This window comes from Niallia sp. FSL W8-0954, assembly GCF_038005605.1.
Classification (GTDB): domain Bacteria; phylum Bacillota; class Bacilli; order Bacillales; family Cytobacillaceae; genus Niallia; species Niallia circulans_A.
The window spans coordinates 1,571,285-1,592,916 of sequence record NZ_JBBOTN010000001.1; the positions used below are offsets into that span (position 1 = coordinate 1,571,285).

The window sequence follows — 21,632 nt, forward strand, 5'->3', positions numbered from 1 at the left end:
CTATGTTGGCTCGCTGGGAGAGAGGTATATCCACATATACTTATTTAGATATATGAAAATGAAATTGGTTTCATTTTCGTTTGGAAACCTATAAGACCTTAATGAGAACTTTATGAAATAGATTGCTATTATTATTACAACAATCTGAAAGGTTTTACTTGAAAAATTTTTCTTATTGAAAAAATGTGTTAGATTTTCTGACAAGAAGCATAATTTATTTTTTTACTCATGTTACAATTGTCCCAACATTCAGAAAAGGGGATTACAATATGAAAAAATCACATCCTGTACTTGTTATCTTTTTATTCTTTTTAGGTTGGGTATTTATGTATGCAGATCGTAATATTCTATCACCAGTCATGGGAAGTATTGGAGAAGAATGGAACTTAAACCAAACCGAATTAGGATTAATGGCTACTGTGTTTTTTGCTGCCTATGCTTTTATGCAAATCCCTACTGGCTTTTTAGCAGATAAATTTGGGCGAGTAAAGGTGTTAGTAATTGGCTTTATCGTTTTTGGCGTTGGTACATATTTAAGTGGTGCATCTACTACGTTTGCAATGTTTTTAATCATGAGAGCAATTACTGGGTTAGGAGAAGGCACTTATTATGGTTCACAGTATGGTATCTCTTCTACGATAACCCCAAAGAAATATCGCGGCTTAGTCTCAGCTATTATTAATAGTGGCATGGCTTTTGGTATTTCTTTAGGATTTATGTCATCCAGTTATTTTACCTACACATTAAATAAAGGCTGGCAGTTTCCGTTTTATGTTTTTGCCATCCCTACCGTTTTGGTTGCTATTTTAATAGGCATATTTGTTCGTGATAATTCACATAAGGAGAAGAAAGTAGAATCTGAATATGAAAAAGTCGAGATGAAGAAAATTTTCACTAAAAATCATATTTTTGTATATATCTTAATCTTTTGTTCCTTATATGGATTTTTCGGTATGCTAACATGGCTTCCTTATTACTTACAAACAGCAAGAGGTATTGAAGCATCTCAAACGGGGATTATCTCTTCTTTAGTGCCTTGGGCTTCCATTCCAGGTGCCATTCTATTTGGTTTCTTATCTGATCGCATTAAAAGTAAAAAGCCGTTAATTATAACATTGGCATTAGCTGGAGCAATTTGTCAATTTGCTATTCCTTATACAGACAATTATTCCTTGCTGATTGTCGGATTATGTTTATATGGTTTGCTTGGAAAATTAGCGCTGGATCCAGTATTAATTTCGTATATGGCAGATATTACACCGAAGTCGATGTATTCAAGAGTTTATGGGTTCTTTAACTTTAGCGGGATGCTTTCTTCTATATTTGCGCCATATATTACGGGGTATTTCGCTGATAAAACTGGCAGTCTAGAATTCGGATTTTATCTAGCCGGCGGGTTATTAATTATTGGTGCCATATTGTTTATATTTACAAGCGATAAAGGGAAAGAAGACAATAAAGCAGCGATTAATGTTGGACTTAAGGAGGAAATAGTAAGTTGAATAAAGTAATAGTAGGCACAGAATCAATGATTGTAAGTCCACATTATTTGGCTTCACAAGCAGGTGAACAAATTCTCCAAAAGGGAGGCAATGCATTTGATGCTGCTGTTGCTGTGAGTGCTTGCTTAGCTGTAGTATATCCGCATATGACTGGTCTTGGTGGAGATTCTTTTTGGCTGACTTATAAGGAAAAGACAGGGAAAGTGCGTACTTATAATGGAAGTGGGAAGTCAGGAGCGGCTGTTACAAGAGAAATGTTTAAGGGAAAAGAGAGCATTCCTTTTCGAGGAATCGAAAGTGTTCTAACTGTTCCTGGCATGGTGGATAGCTGGGATGCTATCTTAAAAGAATATGGAAGTATGACTCTTGCAGAAGTCTTACAGCCTGCTATTGAATATGCAGAAAAGGGTTTTCCTTTATCTAATGATCAATATGAAAATACGATAAAAAATGAGGAGCTTTTAAGAAGTATAGAAGAAACTGCTGCTGTTTTTCTGCCAGATGGAAAGGTTCCTGAAAAATTTTCTCGGTTTGTGCAAAAGAATTTAGCGAACACGTTAAAACAATTAGGAGCAAAAGGAAGAGATGATTTTTATAAAGGAGAACTGGCCTATAGAATTATTTCAGGTTTGAAGAAAAAAGGAAGCTATTTAACAATAGCAGATTTTGCCGCTCATAAAGGGGAATGGAGTGAACCGCTCACTAGTACCTATCGCTCTTATACTATGTATCAGGCTCGTCCCAATTCACAAGGCTTTGTGGGACTCATGATTTTAAATATATTAGAAAATTTCGATTTTTCATCCATTCCGTATGAATCCTATGAATATTATCAGCTAATAATAGAAGCAGTGAAAAGAAGCTTTCAAGATCGGAATGAGCATCTGACAGATCCGACATTTCATAAAATTCCATTAGAGCAGTTATTAAGCAAAAAGTATTCTAAGGAGATGGCGGATTCCATCTCCTTAGAATATACAACAGATTATAGTTCGCGCCCTGTTGGAAGCGATACAGCTCATGCCGCCGTTGTGGATAAAGATGGGAATGCTGTTTCGTTTATTCAAAGCCTATATTTTGAATTTGGTTCTGGTGTGGTTGCGGGAGATACGGGGATTACTATGCAAAATAGAGGCTCATTTTTCTCTCTTGATCCTGATCATGTTAATACATTGGAGCCAAATAAGCGGACATTCCATACTTTGATGCCTGCCATGGCTTTTAAAGAGAACAAACCATATGTGTTGTATGGTACACAAGGCGGGGAAGGGCAGCCGCAGACACAAACTTTGATGATTACGAGAATGCTTGACTATGGACTTGATCCCCAAATAGCAATAAGTGAGCCACGGTTTGTATGGGGGCGTACATGGGGAGAAAAAACCGAAGAGCTAAAAATAGAAAACCGTGTTTCGGCAAATGTTTTGGAAAAGCTGCAAAAGGCTGGTCATATCGTAAACCGAGTAGAAGCATTTGACGGAATTATGGGGCATGCAAATGCTATTTTGATCGATGAACAAGGATTTTTATATGGTGGTGTCGACCCAAGAAGTGATGGAGCTGCCATAGGAAAATAAATAATCAAGAGTTAGGACTAAGAGTGAACTTCTGCTAGAAGTTGGCTCTTTTTTATGGAAAAAAGTTTATATCATTCATTCCAATCTGCCCTCGTCTAGCAAACTTTATTAAATTGGAAAAAATAGGGTTGAAAAACAAACGATATATCCATATAATTTGAGAATAGTACAAATATTAAAGTAAATGAAAAGGGGGAGAATGAAGGGAGCGATGAAAAAATTTGCGAAACTAATTATCTATTATTTACTTGGTGTAATAGCAATACTAGCATTAAGCGTTTTACCCCAATATTTTCAAATGAAAATGTTTTCAGAAGGGGAAAGTTATTTCTCTATATTTGTCTCTTTTTTAAAGGATGAATTTTTCCAACTGGATAAATGGGTATACTTCTTAAATGGGGTGGAAACACCAATTTTTCATGTTCTATTGCCAGCATTCATCTATTCAATGGAGATTCTATTTGGAGCGATTTTGTTAGGATTTGGTATTGCTTTCATTTTAGCTCTTTTTGCTTTTTTTCTTCCAAGATTTCTTCTACAACCGGTTAAAAGAATCCTAGATTTCGCCGAGTCAGTTCCAGATATCATTGTCGCTACACTACTTCAAGCATTTGTTCTCTTTATCTTTAAAACGACAGGTGTGGAAATTTTCCAAGTAGCTACATATTCAGAAAAAGCTTATTTAGGCCCTATTCTTACCCTATCTATTGTACCGGCTGTTTCTTTGTTCAAAATACTTCTTCTCATGATGGAAGAAGAATATTTAAAAATGTACGTTACGTTTGCAAGAAGCAAAGGGATACATGATTTGCCAATCCTATGCAAGCATATTATTCGTAATATTATTCCCGTCTCCTTTCATCACATGAAGATTATTATTTGGGGGTTATTATCTAGTCAATTTGTTATCGAACGATTATTTAATGTTCATGGACTTACTCATTTTCTATTGGCGAGCTTTAAACCAATCACTGTCGCTGTTTCTTTGTTATTAATTTTCACACCATTTTTTATTATTTTTCAAATAGTAGATATGGTAGTAATAAAGGAAGAAGAAAAAATGCGAGAAGTGAAAAGAGAATCCTGGAAACAGGAATGGAGCATGACTAATTTACGATTATCGCTAAAAATAAGATGGATGGATATAAAAGAGAGTTTACAGCAGTTTAATTGGGGAAAGTTTTCGATCATTCGACCAATAAAGTGGTTAGGGAAAATTATTGGATTACATATGAAAAATTGGAAATTTGCATTAGGTAGCTTATTTTTTATTGTAACAATAGGGTATAGCCTTATTTATTCTGCAACCACTAATGATTATATAGAGCAGCAGAAATTACTTTATGCCGAAGATGGAGCCACATTGTTAGCAAAAGCACCATTCGCTCCAACAGAACCTTTTTTCTTTGGATCCGATAAAGTCGGATACAGCATCTTTGATCAAATAGTGGTTGGAGCTAAGTATACATTAATTTTTGGCTTACTTATTGCCTTTTTACGGGTGATAGGTGGACTATTGTTTGGAGTGGTTTACTCTTTTTATTTAAAACACTCCTTTCAGCAAATACTCGCCAAAATGGTGGATTCTATTCACTTTATGCCATTAAGTTTAATTGCCTATATTCTGTTAAAACCAATTTTATTACCTGGAATTGACGGTAGTTTTATGAATTCCTTTACGGAACGAGTTATATCGGAAACAATTATTTTAACGTTGTTAGTTGTTCCATTAACGACTACCTTACTCGGAAAAGAAATCAATCGAGTATTAGAGTATGAGTTTATTGCAAGCGCGAGGGTAATGGGAGGTGGCAAATTTAAAATATTTATTCGCCATATTCTCCCTCATATAGGTCCAAGGCTTACGATTCTATTCGGACAGCAATTCATTCAAGTTATGTTAATCTTTATGCACTTAGGAATGTTTGATTTTTTTCTCGGTGGTACTAAATCTCCGATGGACATGATGTTGGCAGATAACCCTAGATCATCTACTCGTGAATGGTCGGGATTAATAGGCCAGATTGGTAGAGAGGCGATCGGGGCAGGAAGATACTGGTTCTTATATATACTCGTGCCATTTATTATTACTATATTTGCCATGCAGTTGATTGTCCAAGGAGTAAAAGAGGTCCAGCAAGTAAAAGTTGGTGTAATCTTTAAACGTCCAAGCCTTAGTAAGAGAAAAGAGAAAGAAAATCCAAAAGAAATTAACTTAGGTGTCACAAAAGAAAGTTTTGCCCAAATAGGGGGAAAGGGAAATTAAAAGTTTTTATGGTCGGTTTTTGCATGAAAGGGAATGTAATTGCAGGAGGATAACATGGCAAATTTCATTATGTTGCACAAACGGATTGATTATATAAGCAAAGTTGAAATAGAATAGAAAATTGCTGTTTTACTGTTATGCTTTTTTAGGATAAGAGAAGAAATTATTAGGAAGGTAAAAGAAAGGATGCCATTTGATCTCGGCATCCTTCTTTTTATTCTGTTTTGAACCTTGCTATTTCCGATTCTGTTGTTTTAATCAAATCTGTAAGTGAATCAACATATTGTTTCACTTCATCTGTAGAAGCAGATTGTTCTTCCATAGAAGATAAGATTACTTCTGTAGAAGCAGTTGTTTCTTCTGAGGAAGCAGAAATTTCATTAATCATGCCGCCAACCACATCTTTTTGAACATCGATTTCTTGGATTGCATGATTAGATATTTGAATATTTCCCACAATTTTTTCTAAAGAATTAGTGATTTGATTAATGGAATCAGTAACATTATTTACCGCATCTTTTTGTTGTTCACTAATTGTATTTGTTTCCTTCATCATTGTTACTGCTTGAGCAGTATCTTGGATAACAGAGTAAATAATATTTTGAATATGTTCAGCAGATTCCTTCGATTGTTCTGCTAAATTTCGTACTTCATTTGCTACTACTGCAAAACCACGTCCGTGTTCACCAGCACGCGCAGCCTCGATACTTGCATTTAAAGATAGTAAGTTAGTCTGTTCAGAAATTTGCTTAATAACCTCAGTAACTTGGGAGATGTTTTTGGATTTAGCACTTAAATCATTAACAATGAAAGCAACCTTTGATAATGAGCTTTCTAAATTTTGATACGAACTTTCTAAGTTTGTTACATTTGTTCTTCCAGACCCCACTTCTTGATGGGCATCTTGCAGGGAAAATTCCATGCTTTTTGATTGTGCCACCAATCGATTAATTGTTTCATTTAACTCTTTAATGGCCATGGAGCCTTTTTCAACTTCTGAAGATTGCTGGCTATTGGCAGTAGCTATTTCTTCTATTGAGCTTGTAACTTCTGCAATGGAAGCACTATTTTGAGAAGCAATTTCGGTTAAGCTTTGGGAAGTATCTTTCACTTTAGAAAAATCAGTTTGGATTTTTTTCGTCATATGTCGAATATTTACTAACATCGTATTAAAATTTTTAGAAAATTCACCGATTTCATCATTGCTGTTAATAGCCAAAGATACGGTTAAGTCCCCTCTCGAAGCTTTTTCTGTTGCTTCATTAAATTTTCGTAAATAGTTAAGTATCATTTTGGAAAGGAAGTAAGCAATTACGATACCTATGATTAAACCACCTAAACTAGTGCCTAATCCAATCCATGTTATGCCTTTTAATTTATTGGAAATCACATTATCTGCTGTCACTGAAACGACTTTCCAACCAGTCTCTTCAATCGTAGAAGAGTTTACTTGATAAGAAGTACCTTCAAAGGATGCGGTTGTATCCACTGCATCTTTGTTATATAAGGAGTCTACCCAATTAAATTCTCTTTTAAAGGCTGCTTTATCCTTTACAATATCTTCTACATCTTTAACCTTTCCACTCTGTTGAATGGAAAGGTTTTTTCCATTTGCGTCCAAGAAGGAAGTGACTACCACCCCTTGATTATCCAAAACTAATAATTTATTTTCTTTGCCTTTTTGTAACTGCTCTCTTAAATCACCAATAGCATCTAATGAAATATCGTATCCTAATACACCAATAAGCTGATCGTTCTTTTTAACTGGTGTGATTACGGAAGTCATCATATCGCCTGTAACATTATCTTTGTAAACTTCCATCCAATGGGTTGTATCTGCCTTTTTTGTTTCTTTAAATGCCCTTGTATCCAATGCATTTCCAAAATCAACCCATGGAGCAATATCCATTCTGCCTGATCCGGCATCAATAAAATAAGCAGCAACTAGTGATTCATCATGAGACTTTGTATTCTCTAACAATTGATGAATCGTTTCATTTTCTCCTTTATCGTCATACAAACTGGCAATATGTAAAGAAAGCTCTTCTACTGATTTTTCATGTTTACTTAAAAAGATTTGGATGCTTTTAGCTGAACTAACGGCAGATGCTTCGTTTTCTTCTTTATAAACATTTTTCAAAGTATTGTTAGAATAACCATAGTAGAGAGAAGAAGATCCTAGGATAGAAATTAATAGGGTAAGACCAATAATTCCGATTAATTTAACACGTATTGATTTTTTGCGAGTTGTTTTTTCTTTGTTTCTCATCGTTGAAAATTCCTTTCTTCTTTGACAATAAAGCTATTAAATTGGTTTGCTAATATCCAATTAAAAGATTGATGGAATGGCTAGAATTAATCTATTAATCTCGGAGGAATAGTTTTCCTATTAAGAAATGACCATTTGGGTATGAAATGGGAAGTATAAAACCACTTCAGGGCAATTGTCTAGATTTGTAGATAATTTATAACCATTTTTGAAAAAATCCTTTAATGTTTAAAATAATCCTATTTTATAGAAATGTATAGTACATTACTCCTTTCTTTATAATCCACCATTGGAAAAATTAGTTCTATTGTATCAAAAATAAAGAAGCGTAACAGGGAAAATTTCACAATTCTTAGGTGGGGACTTTCTTAATGTGATTATACGTAGGGCTGTGGTCTAAAAGAAAGTTAATTAATAAAATTGGAAATATTTCGGTTTATAATTAGAAAGAATTTAATAAAGTTTAGTACTGAAGAGAAAAAATTGAAAATCTCATAGCTTAATTACCATTATCTGGTACAATAATAGTAGCGAATTAGTACTTATGGAAAGAAGGGAAGAGATAGTAGAATGGTAACATTTCAAACCAGTATATCCCCATTTAAGGGTGCTGATAGTATTCTATTTTGGAAAGCAATTCCTTGAAGCGTCTATTTTCTATCCTGTTTTAATATACAAAAGTTGTCAAAATATGATTATATGTATATACTTATTTTATAATCAACTATACCTTTGATAGTAGAATATGTATAGTTAAATAATTAATGTTAAGTCTATCGAATAAGGAGTGTAGCCAAATGATTCACCAATCTTTGAAAGCGTTCCCTAGTAACTTCCTTTGGGGTGCTGCATCGGCAGCTTATCAAGTAGAAGGTGCATGGAATGAGGATGGCAAGGGAGTATCCATTTGGGATACGTTTGTTAGAATACCGGGAAAAACATTTAAAGGTACAAATGGGGATGTAGCGGTAGATCATTATCATCGTTATAAAGAAGATGTACAGTTAATGGCTGAAATGGGAATGAAGGCATACCGATTTTCGGTTGCTTGGACGCGAATTTTTCCGAATGGAAAAGGAGAGGTAAATCAAGCGGGAATTGATTTTTATAATGATTTAATTGATGAATTAATTAAATATAAAATTGAGCCAGTGCTAACTCTTTATCATTGGGATCTTCCGCAAGCACTGCAAGATGAATATGGTGGGTGGGAATCGCGCCAAATTATTGAGGATTTTACGAATTATAGTATCGAATTATTCAAGCAATTTGGAGATCGAGTGAAATATTGGGTAAGTTTAAATGAACAAAATATTTTCACTGGTTTAGGCTATCGCATGGCTGTACATCCACCTGGAGTAACAGATGAAAAACGATTCTATCAAGTGAACCATCATGCGAATTTAGCAAATGCGAGTGTTATTAAGGCTTTCCGCCAATATGTTCCAAGTGGGAAAATTGGACCAAGCTTTGCTTACTCTCCTGCATATGCTTTAACTTCAAAGCCAGAAGATATTATTGCAGCAGAGAATGCGGAAGAATTAAATAGTCATTGGTGGATGGATATGTATGCATGGGGAAGATATCCAGAAGCTGCATGGAACTATTTAGAAGCAAATGGATTGACTCCAGAGGTTGAAGAGGGAGATTTTGAATTATTACGAGAAGGCACTCCTGATTTCATGGGACTTAATTATTATCAAACAACGACCTTTGAGAAAAATCCTCTAGAAGGCGGAGTAGGCAGTGCTGAAATGAACACTTCTGGTAAAAAAGGAACTTCGCAGGATTCAGGAATTCCTGGAGTGTTTAAAACAGTCGAAAATCCAAACTTGGAAAGAACGGATTGGGATTGGAATATTGATCCACAAGGATTGCGGATCGCTCTTCGCAGGATTACAAATAGATACCAGCTTCCTATTCTTATTAGTGAAAACGGCTTAGGTGCTTTTGATAAACTAGAAGAAGGCGATATTATCAATGATGATTACCGTATTGATTTTATTCGATCCCATATAAATGCGATGCAAGAAGCTATTACGGATGGTGTAGATCTGCTAGGATATTGTGTGTGGTCATTTACAGATCTGTTAAGCTGGCTGAATGGCTTCCAAAAACGATATGGTTTTGTCTATATCAATCAGCATGAAGAGGGAACACATGACCTTCGTCGAATCAAGAAGAAGAGCTTTTATTGGTATAAAGAAGTAATTGAATCAAATGGTGAGAATCGCTAGGAAGGAATGAACCTGCATATATTTGCAGGTTTGTCCTTCTTTTTTTAGTTTAAATTTACTTTGTACTTTTCTGCTAGACATAAAAATGACAAAAGATGTTCATGGAATCGTCAAATTTACCCTCCGTTTTTGCCCATAAAAGAATATATAATGAAACTGCAAAAGATGTATTTTAATTATTTCTTTTGAACACTATGTTGAAAAAATCCATACTCCAATAGAGTTTATCTTCAAGAAGGAAAATTTAGGGATATGACTATTCTCATTAGCATAGTGATAAGAGGACATACGAAAATTATTTACGAATTGTTTATTATGGATTTTTATGTGATTTATTTCACAAACAAATCACCTTACTAGATAAGTCTTGGAGGGACGAAAAATGAAAAAGAGATTAGTGATGATTGGAAATGGAATGGCAGGAGTTCGGACGATTGAAGAAATATTGAAGAGAAATGCTGACCTTTTTGACATAACGATTATTGGGGATGAGCCATATCCAAACTATAATCGGATTATGCTTTCAAATGTTTTGCAAGGAAAAACAACTGTAAATGATATTAATATTAATGACTGGAATTGGTATCAAGAGAATCATATTCATCTTTTAACAGGCGAAAAAGCAATAAAGATTGATCGAGAAGAGAAAGCGGTCCTTACGGATAAAGGAAAAGCGATAGAATATGATGAACTTATCCTTGCAACAGGATCTAGTGCCTTTATTTTACCGATACCTGGAAGTGATTTAGAAGGTGTAATTGGATTCAGAACCATTGACGATACGGAAAAAATGCTGGAAACAGCAAAGACTTATAAAAAAGCGGTTGTTATCGGCGGAGGATTACTAGGATTAGAAGCTGCAAGAGGATTAATAGATCGTGGAATGGAAGTTCATGTTGTTCACTTATTGCCAACTTTAATGGAGCAGCAATTAGATGCAGCAGCAGCAAATCTTCTTAGAAAAGATTTAGAAGCACAAGGTATGAAGTTCTTAATGGAAAAACAGACAGCAGAGATATATGGAGATAAACGAGTTCAAGGATTGAAATTTACAGATGGAACAACAGTTGATTGTGATCTTGTCGTAATGGCTGTTGGTATTAGACCAAATGTAGCAATTGCCCGTGAGGCAGGATTAGAAGTAAATCGCGCGATCATTGTGAATGATCATATGGTTACATCTGATCCATCCATCTTTGCAGTAGGGGAATGTGCAGAGCATAATGGAATTGCCTATGGATTAGTTGCTCCTCTATATGAACAAGGAATGGCTCTTGCCGATTATATAACAGGCAAAGAAGGAAAAGGATATCAAGGATCAATTCTTTCTACTCAATTGAAAGTAGCAGGGTGTGACTTATTTTCAGGAGGGAAAATCCATGAGGATGAAAATACGGAAGCAATTATTGTTCATGACCAATTTGCAAAAGTATATAAAAAGATTTTAGTAACAGACAACAAAATTGTTGGAATTGTCTTATACGGAGATGCTTCCGATGGAACTCGGCTATTTAATATGTTGAAGAAACAAGCAGATATTAGTGAGTATACAAGTTCCTCTGTATTAAGCAAGAGCGGGGAGGACGCAGAAGAAGATTTAGTAGCAAGCATGAGTGCAGATGACACTGTATGTGGATGTAATGGGGTAACAAAAGGTACTATCGTTCATTCTATCCTAGAGCAGGGATTAACTACTTTTGAAGAAGTAAAAGGATGTACAAAGGCAGGAGCATCTTGTGGTAAATGTAAACCACTAGTTGAAGGGATTTTAGCGCATACACTTGGTGACAGCTTTGATGCATCCATTCAAAAAACAGGGATGTGCAGCTGTACAACACTTACTCGTGATGAAGTAGTAGCACAAATAAAAGAAATGCAGCTTAAATCTCCAAAAGAAGTTAGAATGGTGCTTGGTTTTGCAAGTGAAGAAGGCTGTTCAAAATGCCGCCCAGCGTTAAACTATTATATGCGTATGCTGTTCCCAGAAGAGTACGAGGACGATAAGGCATCAAGATTTGTTAATGAGAAAATGGAAGGGAATATTCAAAAAGATGGGACATTCTCCATCATTCCTCGTATGTATGGCGGAACAACTACTGCAGAGGATTTAGTGAAAATCGGAGAGGTAGCGAAAAAATACAATGTGCCATTAGTGAAAATTACCGGGGCAAGCCGGATTGGATTATATGGTGTGAAGAAAGAAGATGTCCCACATGTTTGGGAAGAGCTAGGAATGCGTTCTGGTTATGCTTATTCTAAATCTCTTCGTAACGTAAAATCATGTGTTGGGTCAAGATTTTGCCGCTTCGGCACCCAAGATTCATTGGGACTTGGCATTAAGTTAGAACAAGAACTAGAAATGGTCGACACTCCGCATAAAATGAAAATGGGAGTAACAGGCTGTCCAAGAAACTGTGCAGAAGTATTGACAAAAGACTTTGGTGTTATTTGCGTAGAAAATGGCTATCAGTTGTATATTGGTGGAAATGGCGGAACAGAAGTACGTGAATGCGATAGCTTAACAACAGTTCAAACAGAAGAAGAAGTAATTACAATGGCCAAGGCATTTGTTCAATATTATCGTGAAAATGCGAACTATGGAGAAAGAACGGCTCCATGGGTGGAACGTATGGGGATTGAAACAGTGAAAGAAACACTACTAAATGCTAGAAATATGAAACAGTTTGTAAGCAGATTTGAGCGTGCAAAAACAACATACGAAGAAGCTTGGTCTACTGTTTTAAACGACCAAATGAAGAGAGAAATGTATGAAGTGATAAAAGGCTAATAGCTATAGAACAAAAATGGAGGGAATACATGATGACGGCAACTTTAGAATGGAATAAGATTATGAAACTAGCTGATTTACCTAAACAAATTGGTAAAGAGGTTCATTTAAAAGGAAAATCAATTGCTTTATTTCATCTTTCTAATGGAGAGGTTAGAGCTATTGCGAATAACTGTCCCCATCAAAATGGTCCATTGGCAGAAGGAATTGTATCAGGCGAATTTGTTTTCTGTCCATTGCATGATTGGAAAATTTCTTTAGTCACAGGCGAAGTTCAAAAACCGGATAATGGCTGTGTAGAGGTTTATGAAACACAAATAAAAGATGACTATATTTATATAATGGTGTAAGAGATGGATACGAACAAGGGGTATGTAGCATTTGTGGGAGCAGGGCCTGGGGATATTGGTTTAATTACAACTAAGGGGAGAGAATGTTTAAAAAAAGCAGATGTTGTCTTGTATGATCGACTTGCCAATCCACGCTTATTGCGTTTTACAAGCAGAGATTGTGTGTTTATCTATTGTGGAAAGCTGCCCAATAATCATATTATGAGACAAGAAAAGATTAACGAAACTTTAGTAGCAGAAGCTTTAAAAGGAAAGTATGTTGTGCGGTTAAAAGGAGGAGATCCTTCTGTTTTTGGAAGAGTCGGGGAAGAAGCAGAAGCAATAGCAGCATATGATATTCCTTTTGAAATAGTACCCGGAGTGACGTCAAGCATTGCAGCAAGTGCTTATGCCGGCATTCCGGTAACACATCGAGATTATAGTACTAGCTTTACGATACGAACAGGGCATGCTTGTAAGAAAAATGAAGCGGTCATTCATCATAAGCCTAAGCAAGAAGCGATAGGAGATACACTTGCTTATTATATGGGGGTGAAAGGCTTACCGGGAATTTGTGAAAGCTTAATAGCTCAAGGTAAGTCTAGTGACACGAAAGTAGCTGTTATTGAGTGGGCCACTCTAGGAAAACAACGAGTAGTCGAAGGGACCTTAGAAACAATAGTAGAAAGGGTAAAGGAAGCAAAGCTTGGAAACCCAGCATTAACAATAATTGGTGATGTTGTCCAGTTAAGATCGTCTATTGCATGGTTCGAGAAAAAATCCTTTTATCAAAAGAAGCTATTGATTGCAAAAAGCTCATCAGAAGAAAGTGTACTAGAAAGATATTTTTCTAAACATGGTGCAGAGGCTTATGCCTTCCCCACTATCAAATCTAACGCGCACTCCTATACAGCGGAGGAGCTACAATTGATAGTAAATGCAGAAAGACTGATTTTTGCTTCTGTAGAAGGAGTAGAGCTTGTGTTTACTCAGCTATTTAAAGCAAATTATGATGTGCGGGATCTTCCTCGACAAATAGAACATCTGTCTGATAAAACACGCAAGGAATTAGAAAAAAGGGGCATACACAGTCTAAAGGCATCGTATGACAAAAGAAGTGCTATTTTAATAGGAAATGAACAAGCAATCGAGAAACAAGCCTTCTCCGATAATTTACTAGCACTTCCTAGCCATATGATTGAAATAGATGAACGTTTTCAAGAAGTAAATGAACGCTTGTTGACAGAAGACCAATGGGAAACGGTTATTTTTCCAAATAAACGGTCTGTTGATTTATTTTTACAAGAATGGCGTAAATTTAGCACACAGAATCCAATGGAACTGTCATTTGCGGCAATCGGCCAATCGGTGCAGGAGTATGTTGTTAAGCAGGGATTTAATCATATAGATGAACAGGTACAGCAAGTATTAGATAATCAGGAATGGAAGTGTGAGAGCTGATGGATGCAGTTGTGTATATTGGCCATGGCAGCCGCATAATCGAAGGTAATAAACAATTCATCGCATTTATTGAAGCAGTAAAAAAAGAAATAAATATCCCTGTTCAAGAAATTGCTTTTTTAGAACTAACGTCACCTTCTATTGAGGAAACGATGGAAAAAGTAATTTGGGCTGGAGCAAGGGATATTCTCGTCGTACCTGTTCTATTGTTTGCAGCAGCTCATTTTAAAAGAGATATACCAGAAGAATTACTGGCAGTGAAAGAAAGGTTTCCAGATGTACGATTTTCTGTTTCTAAACCATTTGATGTCCATCCAAAAATGCTGAACTTAGTTATGAAAAGAATCAATGAACAAGGATGGGATCATGATGGGGGAATTCTAATAGTCGGGAGAGGCAGCAGTGATCCCGAACCAATTGGAAAGCTGAAGGAAATAAGTGAGCATATACAACAAAAATTAGCTTGCTCTGTATACCCTGCATTTTTAACAGCAGGGAAGCCAGAGTTTGAGGAGGAACTACAAAAGCTTCAATTAGCATATAACAAGATTTATATTGTCCCGTATTTACTTTTTACAGGAAGGTTATTAAAAAGAATCGAAAGCACGATAGAAAGCAGCGACAAAGAAGTGATTCTTTGTCAGCCGTTAAAATACGACCAGTTGATGAAGGAAGTTTTGCTAGAAAGAATGGAAGAGCAATTCATGAGCCTTACAATATAAAATAAAAAGGTAGAGGAGTGTCGTTATGAAAGAGGTTATTACTGCATTTAGTAATACGGCATTAATGAAAAGCAATGCTTTAACTGCAAGTAAAAAGAAGTATTTAGTTGGTTCGATGCTTGCGGGTTTTTTTGTTGGATTAGGAATTATTCTTATTTTTACTATTGGCGGCTTACTTGGTGCGACCGGATTTGCAGGTACCAAAATTGTCATGGGAGTCTCCTTTGGGATTGCATTGAGTTTAGTTATTATGGCAGGGGCTGACTTATTTACCGGTAATAATATGGTAATGACAATAGGCATGCTGGAGAAGAAAGTCACATGGAAGGATACTGGGAAAGTATGGGGATACAGTTATATCGGTAACTTTATCGGTTCTATTCTCGTAGCATTATTATTTAGCTATTCTGGTTTGGCAGTTGGAGGGGTAGCGGATTTTATAACAAACGGAGCGGCAGCGAAAATGAATGCTCCTTTTATGGAATTATTGATTCGAGGGATTCTCTGTAATATTCTCGTTTGTTTAGCTGTTTGGTGTTCCGTAAAATTAAAGGATGAAACAGCGAAATTAATTATGATCTTTTGGTGTCTGTTTGCCTTTATTACATCAGGGTTTGAACATAGTGTCGCCAATATGACCTTATTGTCTATTGCACTTATCATTCCTCACCCTGAAACTGTATCGATCGGCGGACTAATTGCTAATTTACTGCCAGTTACAATTGGAAATATTATCGGTGGAGCTGTTTTTGTAGGAGCTGCCTATTGGTATCATATTTCGGAGAAGACACAAGCAGTGGTTAAATCTTTTAAAAAAGAGGCTTAAATTTACTTGTTTATGTGAAAAATATCACAAAAAGCTATCTGATAAGAAGATAGCTTTTTTATTGCTTATTTTACTTATAGGAGGGAATAGTTGTCGCATACAATTAGAGGCAACTGAATATAAAGGGATTTTACCATATTCTTAACGGCACTGATGGAGCCTCGTTTGATTATAAATCTTTTAATACTTTTTCCATCTTCTTTAGTTTACGATAAATTACGGACCGGTCAATCCCTAACTTTTTTGCTGCTTCTGTGCTATTATTATTGCATATTTCTATCATTTGTTGAATATATCGTCCTTCTGTAATAGCAGTGTAATCTTTTAGTTGAGATAGTTTTCTCATATTGCTTTTAATAAAGTAATCAAGAGTAAACCAATCCGTTACTTGTTCTTCCTTTTCTCTCATCACAGTTTGTTCTGTTAAAACCAATCGTTCAATATAGTTTCTTAGTTCTCTTGCATTTCCTGGCCACTCTTGATGAAGCATGTATTCAAATTCCTCTGCTTTAAAGCGATAATTAGTACCATAATTATCATTAATATTCTGCAAAAAGTAAGAGAGTAATCCAACTAAATCTGGCTTTCGATGCCGAAGTGGGGGAATATAAATAGGAATGACATTAATTCGATAGTACAAGTCCTCTCTAAATTTATTCTGTTGCACAAGGCCCCATAAATCACAATTAGTAGCAGTAATTACCCTACAGTTGATAGGGATTTGCTTTGTTCCACCAATGCGGCGCAGTTCGTTTTCCTCTAGTACTCTTAACAGTTTTGCTTGCATTTCTAAAGGTATTTCGGAAATTTCATCTAAAAATAAATAGCCATTATTTGCTTCCTCTATCATCCCTTTTTTTTCGTCAAATACACCAGCTAGCACACCTTTTTCATATCCAAATAGCTCATATTCAAATAAAGAATGCGGAATAGCTGCACAATTAATTGTAATAAATGGCCCGTCAGCTCGGTCGCTATGTTGATGAATATATTTTGCTATGACTTCTTTTCCAGTACCAGATTCGCCATAGATAAGTATTTTACTATTGTAATGAGAAATCTTTCTACATACTTTCATTATTTGCTTCATAGCTAAACTTTCTACTACTAATTTTTGCTGTTCTCTTTTTTTCTCTTGTTCTTCCATTTTATTAACGGAATCAACTTCAATGAAGGTTTGCTGATTTTCTATTTTGATATTATTGGAAGTGGTTACAACTAATTGCACTTCACCACTTTTATATAAGAGGGGTGTTGCAGTGGATCTAATATTAAACCCTCTATTGGTTTTAATTGTTTTGCATACTTTTTGTTTTGTTTGAATGGCCTCCATTGTAATGGAATGTTTATAATACCCTGCTTTAACTAAGTCCTGTACATTTAGCTGCAATAGCTCTTCTAGTGACATTCCTAAGGTTAGAGCAGTAAATTCATTAGAAATTAAAATGTTTCCTGAACCGTCCGTAACAAATAAACTGGAGGGTGAATCAATAAATGGTTGCATTGTTTTTTCAGTCATCAATGATTTCCATCCCCTTTGTATAAAAACTACTTACACCTTCTAATTATAAGGGGCTACATAGTATGTGCTCGTCCTAATTATGTCTATTTTAAGGAAAAAAATAGATAGATGAGCAGGAAGGGTTCTTTGAAAATGGAACAAATTAGCAGAATGGAAACAGCCAAATAGTGTTCCGTTTTTGACTGTTTCCCGGTCATTTAATTATTAACTGTTTCTTTAGCGGAGAAAGATAGGTTTGTTAGCTTTCTTTGTACTTCCTCTGCTTCTATGAACAGTGTTGTAATCATTTCTTCTACTGTAGTAAGTTCATTACATAAGCCACAAATTTGGCCAGCCATAACAGATCCTCTATCAATATCGCCCTCAAAAACTGCTTTTCTTAACGAGCCTAATGACAATTTTTCTAATTCATCTCTTGAGGCATGCTGCTGTTCTAGTTTTAGGTATTCATCAATCATACTGTTTTTAATACTTCTAACAGGTCCGCCTAAACTTCTGCCTGTTACTGTTGTACTCGTATCTATTGCATCAAGCACTGCTTTTTTTACATTTTCATGAACAGGACATTCATAAGTAGCTAAGAAACGTGTACCGATCTGTATACCTTGTGCCCCCAATGCAAAAGCAGCCACAATTCCTCTTCCGTCAGCGATACCTCCTGCTCCAATAACGGGAATAGAAACAGCGCTTACTACTTGAGGTAATAAAGCCATAGTGGTGGTCTCTCCAACATGACCTCCAGCTTCGGTACCTTCAGCTACAATAGCGTCTGCTCCTAATGCTTCCATTTTTTTTGCGATTTTCACAGAAGGAACAACCGGGATAACTTTTATGCCATTCTCTTTAAAAAGCGACATGTAAGGGGCTGGTGTCCCAGCTCCTGTTGTGACAATTTTTACTCCTTCTTCAATAATAACATCGATTAATTCAGGAATATTATTCATCATCAACATCAAATTTACAGCAAATGGGTTGGTGGTAATTTCTTTTGTTTTTCGAATTTCTTCCCGTAAAGCGTCTGCGGATAGACCACCAGAAGCAATAATTCCTAATCCGCCTGCGTTTGAGACTGCTCCAGCTAATGGTGCAAAAGCAATTTGTGCCATTCCCCCTTGAAAAATTGGATATTTAATATCTAATAATTTTGTAATACTCATTTTTTTCTCCTCCCAAGGTTATTATATTTATACTATTTTAGTAGAACTTGTAATTGTTTTAGGCTGTTTATTCTCCATTGATTTATATATAAATGTTAATATCAATCCAACTAATGAAATGATTAATGCAATATAAAATGCGTTTGTAAAATCTCCATTATTTAATTCTGCAACAGTATTGGCGATTCTTGGCCCAAAGAAGGCTGCTGCAGAATAGCCAATAAAGGTAACCCCATAATTAACACCATAAAATTTCATTCCAAATTTTTCGCCGACAATGGAAGGGAAAATCCCCATTGTGCCGCCAAAGCATAATCCGATTCCGATAATAGCAACAGCAAAACCAATTACTGATGTTGATAATGCAATGGTTAAAAGCATGGAGGCGATGACAATATAAATTAACATTAAACAGATAGTACGTCCTAACTTATCAGAGATTGCTCCCCAAAAAATACGTCCAAAACAGTTGCTAAGTGAGTATAAGCTCACGAAAAGGGCTGCACTAGCAGCAGATAGCCCAAACATACTTTGAGCAATAACTGATGCATTGGAGGTTACCATCATTCCTGATAATGCTCCAATCATGAACATACTAGCAATAATATAAAAAATAGGTTTTTTAATCATTTCTCTCCAATTTATTTGAACACTGGCTTTTTTATTTTCGTTTTTATTCCCAGGAATCGTCCATCCATCAGGAAAATAATTATTAGGACAAACTTGAAAGAAGAAGCTGCAGGCCATGATTATTATTAAGAAAGAGATTCCAATGGTTATTAATGCAAATTGAACATCGTAGGTTGTAATGAGGGCATTAGCTATAGGTGCGATAATAATTGTTCCTCCTCCATAACCAGCTGTTACAATCCCTGTTCCTAAACCTCTTTTGTCTGGAAATAGTTTGACTGTGTTTCCAATCGTTGCCGAGTAAACAATTCCTTGACCAATACCAGCCAATAAACCGTAAGTAATATATAGTACCCATGGAGTTGTTGCAAGTCCGGAAAAAACAAATCCAAACCCAAACATTAAGCCTCCGATAATAATAGCTTTTTTAGCCCCGCCTTTGTCTACAAGTTTTCCACCAATGATCATAGGAATAGGAGAAATAGCTGCATTGATGGTGAAAGCAATCATAATAGTAGACATACTAGCATGGAATTTTTCTGTTAATGGTAATGCGAATACACTGAAAGCATAGACGGCACCAACACATATATTGATTAAAGTGGATGCAGTTAAAACACTCCACCTGTTGATATTAGTATGCATAGCTAATCCTCCTATATAGTCCTAACTAGCTGTTTTTGATTTAAAATGGAATGTAATTCCCCCCAATGTTCTAAGAACATATTCTTATCCATTTCTTTTAAATCTGGAGAAATGACAGGGGTAAATTCCATTTGATGGAGGATATTTCTTTCTAAATCCACTCCTGGAGCAATTTCAGTTAACGTCACTTTTCCATCTATTAACTCGAAAACAGCTCGTTCTGTCACATATAAGACAGGTTGATTAGTCTGTGCAGCATACCAACCGCTAAAAGTTACTTGTTGTACTTTCTTTATGAATTTTTTCACCTTGCCTTCTTGAAGAATTTTTAGTTTTCCATCATTAATTGCAATTTTTAATCCAGCTGCAGTAAATGTTCCAGCAAAGACAAGTTTTTTTGCTGATTGTGAAATATTGATAAAACCTCCACAGCCTGCTACTCTAGTACCAAATTTACTTACGTTGACATTACCAAATTCATCTGTTTGAGCTAATCCAAGTACAGAAAGGTCAATACCTCCTCCATCATAGAAATCAAATTGAGCATCATGGTCAAGAATTGCTTCAGAATTGTAGGCATGGCCAAAGTCTTTAAGACCAGCTGGAATGCCTCCAATTGAGCCCGCTTCCGTTGTTAATGTCAGTAGTTCACTTACACCTTCTTCGGCTGCAATAGTAGAAACGCAGACAGGAATGCCAACTCCAAGGTTTAAGATAGAGTTTGGAGTTAATTCTTTGGCAGAACGTCTCGCGATGATCTTTCTCTCATCTAATGGAATGGACTCGATATTTTTAACTGGAACTTTAATGTGGCCAGAAAATGCTGGGTTATAGTAAGTATTTTCGGTTTGAAAGTGATTTTCTGGTTTGGATACAACGATATAATCTACTAAAATACCAGGAACTTTAATATCTTTTGGATTTAATGTACCATTTTTGGCGATGGATTCTACTTGAGCAATAACAATCCCCCCAGAGTTGCGGACAGCTTGTGCTATCGGTAATACCTCCATATGAAGTCCTTCTTTTTCTAAGGTAAGATTGCCATTTTCATCAGCTACTGTTCCTCTAATTAAGCCAACTTGTATGGGAAATGCTTTGTAGTATAGCCATTCTTCTCCTTCTAAATCAATTACTTTTACGATTTCTTCTTTTGTTGAAAGAGACATTTTCCCACCTTCTAAACGTGGATCAACAAATGTTCCTAAGCCAACTTTGGTAATAACCCCAGGGCGTTTAGCGGCAATTTCACGATATAATTGTGTAATGACACCTTGAGGCAAATTATATGCTTCACATTTGTCTTCCTCAATTAATTTGGCAAGTCCTGGAGAAGCAGAGGCAATTCCGCCAATCCATCTCTTTATTAGTCCCTGATAGGCTAGATGACTCATCCCTTTATCTTTACGGTTTCCTACAGCACTAGCATGAATTACCGTTAAATCTCTTGGATGACCATTTTGGAGAAAGGCATCTTCTATTGCAATTCCCATTTCTTCTGCCCAGCATGATAATCCAAACCCGCTGGCTGCGATTGTATCATTATCCTTTATCAATAGAGCTGCATGTTTAGATGAAATTACTTTAGACATGTTAAACACTCCCTTGTGATTTAATTCACATAATCAGCTGAATTTATTTGTGAATATTTTCACTAAGATAATATAACGTGGGATGAAATGAGTCAATAAAGGGAAGGAA

General features: G+C 35.8%; 14 protein-coding genes. 9 read left to right on the forward strand and 5 right to left on the reverse strand.

Features of this window, described 5'->3' with window-relative positions; genetic code table 11:
* Positions 1-269 precede the first annotated feature (269 nt).
* The 3 genes from NX902_RS07745 (at position 270) to NX902_RS07755 (ending at position 5,345) form a co-directional block, all read left to right on the forward strand.
* A complete protein-coding gene (locus NX902_RS07745) occupies positions 270-1,502 on the forward strand; it encodes an MFS transporter (protein WP_095332237.1) in 1,233 nt (410 codons plus the stop codon).
* Positions 1,499-3,079, forward strand: a complete 1,581-nt coding sequence (gene ggt, locus NX902_RS07750) for a gamma-glutamyltransferase (RefSeq protein ID WP_095332239.1) — start codon at positions 1,499-1,501, stop codon at positions 3,077-3,079. Before NX902_RS07745 ends, ggt begins: the two co-directional genes overlap by 4 nt.
* A 211-nt stretch (positions 3,080-3,290) precedes the next feature.
* Complete coding sequence (locus NX902_RS07755; protein WP_163186728.1) at positions 3,291-5,345, forward strand: ABC transporter permease subunit; 2,055 nt, start codon at positions 3,291-3,293, stop codon at positions 5,343-5,345.
* Positions 5,346-5,559: 214 nt separating this feature from the next.
* Here NX902_RS07755 and NX902_RS07760 read toward each other — a convergent pair whose 3' ends face one another.
* On the reverse strand, positions 5,560-7,614 hold the full coding sequence (locus NX902_RS07760; RefSeq protein ID WP_163186726.1) for a methyl-accepting chemotaxis protein: 2,055 nt from the start codon (positions 7,612-7,614) through the stop codon (positions 5,560-5,562).
* A gap of 797 nt (positions 7,615-8,411) precedes the next feature.
* Between NX902_RS07760 and NX902_RS07765 the strand changes: the two genes are divergently transcribed.
* The 6 genes from NX902_RS07765 to NX902_RS07790 all read left to right on the forward strand — a co-directional run bounded on the left by NX902_RS07765 (position 8,412) and on the right by NX902_RS07790 (position 15,977).
* Entirely contained in the window at positions 8,412-9,851 is a 1,440-nt protein-coding gene (locus tag NX902_RS07765; RefSeq protein WP_095332243.1) for a glycoside hydrolase family 1 protein, read from the forward strand.
* 382 nt (positions 9,852-10,233) lie between these two features.
* Positions 10,234-12,639 (forward strand): nitrite reductase large subunit NirB, encoded by a 2,406-nt coding sequence (nirB, locus tag NX902_RS07770; protein WP_095332245.1) that lies wholly within the window; start codon positions 10,234-10,236, stop codon positions 12,637-12,639.
* A gap of 32 nt (positions 12,640-12,671) precedes the next feature.
* Complete coding sequence (nirD, locus tag NX902_RS07775) at positions 12,672-12,989, forward strand: nitrite reductase small subunit NirD (protein ID WP_095332329.1); 318 nt, start codon at positions 12,672-12,674, stop codon at positions 12,987-12,989.
* Positions 12,990-12,992: 3 nt separating this feature from the next.
* Positions 12,993-14,429, forward strand: a complete 1,437-nt coding sequence (gene cobA, locus NX902_RS07780; protein ID WP_163186722.1) for a uroporphyrinogen-III C-methyltransferase — start codon at positions 12,993-12,995, stop codon at positions 14,427-14,429.
* On the forward strand, positions 14,429-15,151 hold the full coding sequence (locus NX902_RS07785; RefSeq protein WP_163186720.1) for a sirohydrochlorin chelatase: 723 nt from the start codon (positions 14,429-14,431) through the stop codon (positions 15,149-15,151). The genes cobA and NX902_RS07785 overlap by 1 nt, the downstream gene beginning before the upstream one ends.
* 25 nt (positions 15,152-15,176) lie before the next feature.
* The gene (locus NX902_RS07790) at positions 15,177-15,977 is read left to right on the forward strand and encodes a formate/nitrite transporter family protein (RefSeq protein ID WP_095332251.1); all 801 of its coding nucleotides are present in this window, start codon (positions 15,177-15,179) and stop codon (positions 15,975-15,977) included.
* A 169-nt stretch (positions 15,978-16,146) separates the two neighbouring features.
* On the opposite strand, the gene NX902_RS07795 is transcribed toward NX902_RS07790, so the two are convergent.
* From NX902_RS07795 to NX902_RS07810, 4 genes are all read right to left on the reverse strand, one after another.
* Positions 16,147-17,496 carry a sigma-54 interaction domain-containing protein gene (locus NX902_RS07795; RefSeq protein ID WP_163186718.1) on the reverse strand — a complete coding sequence of 450 codons (1,350 nt, stop codon included), beginning with the start codon at positions 17,494-17,496 and terminating at the stop codon, positions 16,147-16,149.
* Positions 17,497-17,696: 200 nt separating this feature from the next.
* Positions 17,697-18,656: a DUF561 domain-containing protein gene (locus NX902_RS07800; protein WP_163186716.1), complete on the reverse strand. Its 960-nt coding sequence runs from the start codon at positions 18,654-18,656 to the stop codon at positions 17,697-17,699.
* A gap of 27 nt (positions 18,657-18,683) precedes the next feature.
* Positions 18,684-19,931, reverse strand: coding sequence for an L-lactate MFS transporter (locus NX902_RS07805; RefSeq protein WP_163186714.1), 1,248 nt, complete (start codon positions 19,929-19,931; stop codon positions 18,684-18,686).
* An 11-nt stretch (positions 19,932-19,942) separates the two neighbouring features.
* The gene (locus NX902_RS07810; protein ID WP_172860197.1) at positions 19,943-21,523 is read right to left on the reverse strand and encodes an acyl CoA:acetate/3-ketoacid CoA transferase; all 1,581 of its coding nucleotides are present in this window, start codon (positions 21,521-21,523) and stop codon (positions 19,943-19,945) included.
* Positions 21,524-21,632: the final 109 nt, after the last annotated feature.

Excerpts from the sequence above, each read along its gene's own strand:
- NX902_RS07790 (WP_095332251.1), top strand. The coding sequence starts at position 15,177 with ATGAAAGAGGTTATTACTGCATTTAGTAATACGGCATTAATGAAAAGC.
- NX902_RS07760 (WP_163186726.1), bottom strand. The coding sequence starts at position 7,614 with ATGAGAAACAAAGAAAAAACAACTCGCAAAAAATCAATACGTGTTAAA.
- NX902_RS07745 (WP_095332237.1), top strand. The coding sequence starts at position 270 with ATGAAAAAATCACATCCTGTACTTGTTATCTTTTTATTCTTTTTAGGT.
- nirD (WP_095332329.1), top strand. The coding sequence starts at position 12,672 with ATGACGGCAACTTTAGAATGGAATAAGATTATGAAACTAGCTGATTTA.
- cobA (WP_163186722.1), top strand. The coding sequence starts at position 12,993 with ATGGATACGAACAAGGGGTATGTAGCATTTGTGGGAGCAGGGCCTGGG.
- NX902_RS07785 (WP_163186720.1), top strand. The coding sequence starts at position 14,429 with ATGGATGCAGTTGTGTATATTGGCCATGGCAGCCGCATAATCGAAGGT.
- NX902_RS07810 (WP_172860197.1), bottom strand. The coding sequence starts at position 21,523 with ATGTCTAAAGTAATTTCATCTAAACATGCAGCTCTATTGATAAAGGAT.
- NX902_RS07800 (WP_163186716.1), bottom strand. The coding sequence starts at position 18,656 with ATGAGTATTACAAAATTATTAGATATTAAATATCCAATTTTTCAAGGG.
- NX902_RS07805 (WP_163186714.1), bottom strand. The coding sequence starts at position 19,931 with ATGCATACTAATATCAACAGGTGGAGTGTTTTAACTGCATCCACTTTA.
- NX902_RS07755 (WP_163186728.1), top strand. The coding sequence starts at position 3,291 with ATGAAAAAATTTGCGAAACTAATTATCTATTATTTACTTGGTGTAATA.
- NX902_RS07765 (WP_095332243.1), top strand. The coding sequence starts at position 8,412 with ATGATTCACCAATCTTTGAAAGCGTTCCCTAGTAACTTCCTTTGGGGT.
- nirB (WP_095332245.1), top strand. The coding sequence starts at position 10,234 with ATGAAAAAGAGATTAGTGATGATTGGAAATGGAATGGCAGGAGTTCGG.
- NX902_RS07795 (WP_163186718.1), bottom strand. The coding sequence starts at position 17,496 with ATGACTGAAAAAACAATGCAACCATTTATTGATTCACCCTCCAGTTTA.